This window comes from Streptomyces sp. XM83C, from assembly GCF_023072675.1.
In the GTDB taxonomy this organism is placed as follows: domain Bacteria; phylum Actinomycetota; class Actinomycetes; order Streptomycetales; family Streptomycetaceae; genus Streptomyces; species Streptomyces thermocoprophilus.
Genome location: NZ_JALLGL010000432.1, coordinates 1 through 3,904, shown reverse-complemented (window position 1 = coordinate 3,904; position 3,904 = coordinate 1). Strand labels below are relative to the sequence as shown.

Sequence of the window (3,904 nt, the reverse complement as noted above, 5' to 3'; positions counted from 1 at the left end):
ACGCAGACCGGGGCGACCGACGGGAGCAGGGGGCTCGGGGAGACCGGGAAGACCGTGAAGCCCGGCGGGGCCGGGTGGCGGCGGCCGGTGCTCGCAGGCGGGTACGCCGCGCTCGCCACCATGGCCTCGCCGGTCGCCGGACTGTTCCTGGCCGTGGTCGGCGGCGGCTTCCTCCTGGCGCGCGACCGGGCGCGGGCGCTCGCCCTGCTCGTACCGCCCGCAGCGGTGGTCGGCGCGACCACCCTGCTCTTCCCGTTCTCCGGGGAGCAGCCGATGCCGCTCTCGCGGGTCTGGCCGCCGGTCCTGCTCGGGCTTGCGGTGACCGTGCTGGCGCCGCGCGGCTGGCGGGCGGCCAGGGCGTGCGGCGCGGTGTACGCGGCGGTGACGGTCGCCGTGCACCTGGTCCCCTCCCCCATCGGCACGAACGTCGAACGGTTCGCCGAGCTGTTCGCCCCGGCCGCACTGCTGGCCGCGCTGCTCGCCACATGGCCCTCGGGTGCCTCACGAGCTGCGGGCGCCTCACGGGCCGCCGCAGGCTCACGGACCCCGGCCGGATCACGCACGGTCGTGGACCGGCTGAGGCGGCCCGTCAGCGGGCTGCTCGCCGTCGCACTCGTGTACTCCGTCTGCTGGGTCGGCAAGAAGACCGCCGACGACCTGCGTGTCTACACCGCCGTCCCGGCGTGGGCCGCCGACACCGGGCCCGTCGTCAGCGCGCTGCGGGGACTGGGCGCCGACCACGCGCGCGTGGAGGCCGTACCGGCCCGCGACCACCGCGAGGCCGTCGCCCTGGCCCCGTACGTCCAGCTGGCCCGCGGCTGGAACCGGCAGCTGGACGTGGAGCGTGCCCGCCTCTTCTACGACGGCACCTTCTCCGCCGCCACCTATCGCGCCTGGCTGGACCGGTGGGCGGTCGGCTTCGTCGTACTGCCGTCGGGCCGGCCCGACGGGCCCGCCGAGGAGGAGGCCCGTCTCGTGCGGGACGCGCGGCCCGACTGGCTGGAGCCGGTGTGGCAGGACGCGCACTGGCGTGTCTTCCGGGTCCGTGACGCCGTACCGCTCGTCTCCCCGCCCGGCAGCGTCCTCCGTGCGACCGGCGCCGATCTGCTGCTGCGGATGTCCCGGCCGGGCGCGGTGACCGTACGGATCGCCTGGTCGCCGTGGCTGCGCGTGGACGGCGGCGGCTGTCTGAGCCGCGAGGGCGAGTTCACGCGGCTCACCGTGGACGCGCCCGGTGTCTACCGCATCAGTTCGGAGTACGGCCCCTCGGCCGGTCCGGCGGAGCACTGCTGACGTCCTGGGGACTGCCGGAAGGGGGCTGTGGGGACCGTAGGTCGCGGTCGGCCGGGGCGGCCGGTTCCGTCGCGGCGGAGGGCGTCGCGGAGGCCGGCGCGGCGGTCGCCCCGGACACCGGAGCAGGCTCCGCCGTCGCCGGCGCCGAGCCCGGAGCGGCCCTCGGCCCCTGGAACAGGTGCGTCAGCCCGAAGCCGACGCCGACGACCGCCGCGCCGCCGACCGCGTCGAGCACCCAGTGGTTGCCGGTGCCGACGATCGCGCACAGCGTGAAGAAGGGATGCAGCAGGCCGAGCGCCTTCATCCACCCCCTGGGCGCGACCACCACGATCACCAGACCGCACCACAGCGCCCAGCCGAAGTGCAGCGACGGCATCGCCGCGTACTGGTTGGTCAGCTCGGTCAGCGTGCCGTAGTCCGGCCGTGAGAAGTCCTGCGGGCCGTTGACCGTGTCCACGATGCCGAGCTCCGGCATCAGACGCGGCGGCGCCAGCGGATACAGCCAGAACCCGGCCAGCGCGAGCACGGTGGCGATACCGATGGCCGAGCGGGCCCACCGGTAGTCGACCGGCCGCCGCCAGTACAGGACGCCGAGGATGGCGAGGGGCACACCGAAGTGGAACGACTCGTAGTAGAAGCTGAGGAAGTCCTCCACCCGGCCCGCCGCGACGACGGCGTGATTGGCCCAGTGCTCGATGTCGATGTGGAGGAGACGCTCCAGGTCGAGGATCTGCCGGCCGTGCTCCTCGGCCCGTGCGCGCCCGGCGGTGCTGGAGTCGCCCGCGGCGGCGAGCCGGATCTGCGCGTACGCCGCGTAGGTGACGCGGATCAGCAGCAGCTCGAACAGCAGGTTCGGGCGGGTCAGCGCCCGGCGCATCACCGGCGCCGCCCGCTGCGGCAGGAACGGCAGGCTGCGGGCGCCGCCCTCGGGGCCGGTCGGTGCGTACAGGTTGGGGACCGGGTCACGGAAGTACGGCGATGTGCGGAGCAGGAACGGTACGGCCGTCGCGGCGGCGACCGACGCGAGCAGCGCCAGATTCTGTATCAGCGGCTGGAACAGCGGTTTGCCCGGCACGATCATCGACGCCGGCAGCGTCATCACGAGGATCACCGCGACCGGCCACACGAACCGGTCCGCCGCCCGCCTGCCGACCCGGCCGACGACGGCGAGCAGCAGCCACAGCAGCTGGTGCTGCCACGCCGTCGGTGAGATCGCGACGGCGGCGCAGCCGGTGACGGCGACCGCCAGCAGCAACTGCCCGTCGCGCGCGTACCGCACGGCGCGGCGCACACCGAGCACCGCCACCACGCCGCTCAGCAGCAGGAACAGCGCGATCTCCGGCGGGCCCGACAGGCCCAGGCGCAGCAGCGCGCCGTGCAGGGACTGGTTGGCGAGGTCGTCGGCCGGGCCGCCGAGCCCGGCACCGGCCAGATGGTGCACCCAGTACGTGGCGGAGTCGCGCGGCATCGCCACCCACGCCGCCAGCGTGCACGCGGCGAACGTCGCGCCCGCCGACAGCGCGGCCGTACGGCGGCCCGTGAGCCACAGCAGCGGTGTGAACAGCAGTACCGTCGGCTGGAACGCCGCCGCCACCCCCACGCACACACCGGCGGCCCGCTCGCCGCGCACCGCGAAACAGCCGGCCACCACGAGCAGCACCGGGATGATGCTGGTCTGCCCCAGGTAGAGGGTGTTGCGCACCGGCAGCGACAGCATCAGCAGGCTCACCGCGACCGGCGCGGCCAGCAGCGATGTACGTCTGCTGACGGGCTGCGGCAGCGCGCGGGCCGCGATCAGGCCGAGCGCCACCACCAGCAGCAGCGTGCCGAAGGTCCAGCCCCAGCCGAGGGCCTGTTCCGCCGCGCGGGTGAGCGGTTTGAGGACGAGGCCGCCGAAGGGCGTACCGGTGAAGGCGTCGGAGTCGTACAGGGAACCCTTGACGTGCAGGACACCGTCAGGGCCGACCCAGGTCTCCAGGTCGGTGAGCCGCCGGCCGGGCGGGCTGCCCAGGACGGACTCCACCTCCCGCGCCGCGAGAAGCGCCGCGACCAGCCACAGCACGAGCCGCAGCGCCTGCACACGCGCTCCGGCCGCGCCGACGGCCGTCGCCCCGAACGCTCGCTCCGGATGTCCGCTGTGCCGCGCGTTCGCCACGCCTCATCGGCCTCCCGTCTTCGCGTACGGTCCGCGGGGCGCACCCGGGCCCCTCCAGTGAGACGCGGGCGACCCCTTCGCCACCTGACGCGCCTCGCGGGGTGCGGTTGCCTGTGTCCTTTCAGCGGCCTCCGACCGCATTTCTGTTCGCCCGGATGACGATAGTCCGGGATGGTTTGCGGCGCTTCCGTGGAGGGCGAGAAGGCTCACAGCAGGGACGGGAAGCCCTCAGCCGGACAGGCGGCAGCGGTCCTGCTTGCGACAGGTTTCCACGCAGTACGCACCTATCTGGATACGCTCCGTTACCGGCAGGGATGCCCCTATGGTCGCTCTTTGTCCTTGTCCCCGACGAAAGGCAGGCGAGCGGAGTCTTGCCGAGTCCGAGCCCGAGCATCAGCACCGCCGCACTCCTCGACCACCAGGTCCCGACCGTCCCGCCCCGCGTACCCCTTGAGC

The 3,904-nt window shown here is 74.0% G+C and carries 2 protein-coding genes; one reads left to right on the top strand and one right to left on the bottom strand.

The features are described from left to right. The coding region (locus tag MTQ10_RS28690) for a hypothetical protein (protein ID WP_247473266.1) at nucleotides 1-1,293 on the top strand (1,293 nt) is incomplete at its 5' end. On the opposite strand, the gene MTQ10_RS28685 is transcribed toward MTQ10_RS28690, so the two are convergent. Continuing rightward, nucleotides 1,247-3,448, bottom strand: coding sequence for a bifunctional glycosyltransferase 87/phosphatase PAP2 family protein (locus tag MTQ10_RS28685; RefSeq protein WP_247473265.1), 2,202 nt, complete (start codon nucleotides 3,446-3,448; stop codon nucleotides 1,247-1,249). The two genes, MTQ10_RS28690 and MTQ10_RS28685, sit on opposite strands and share 47 nt — an antisense overlap. Nucleotides 3,449-3,904: the final 456 nt, after the last annotated feature.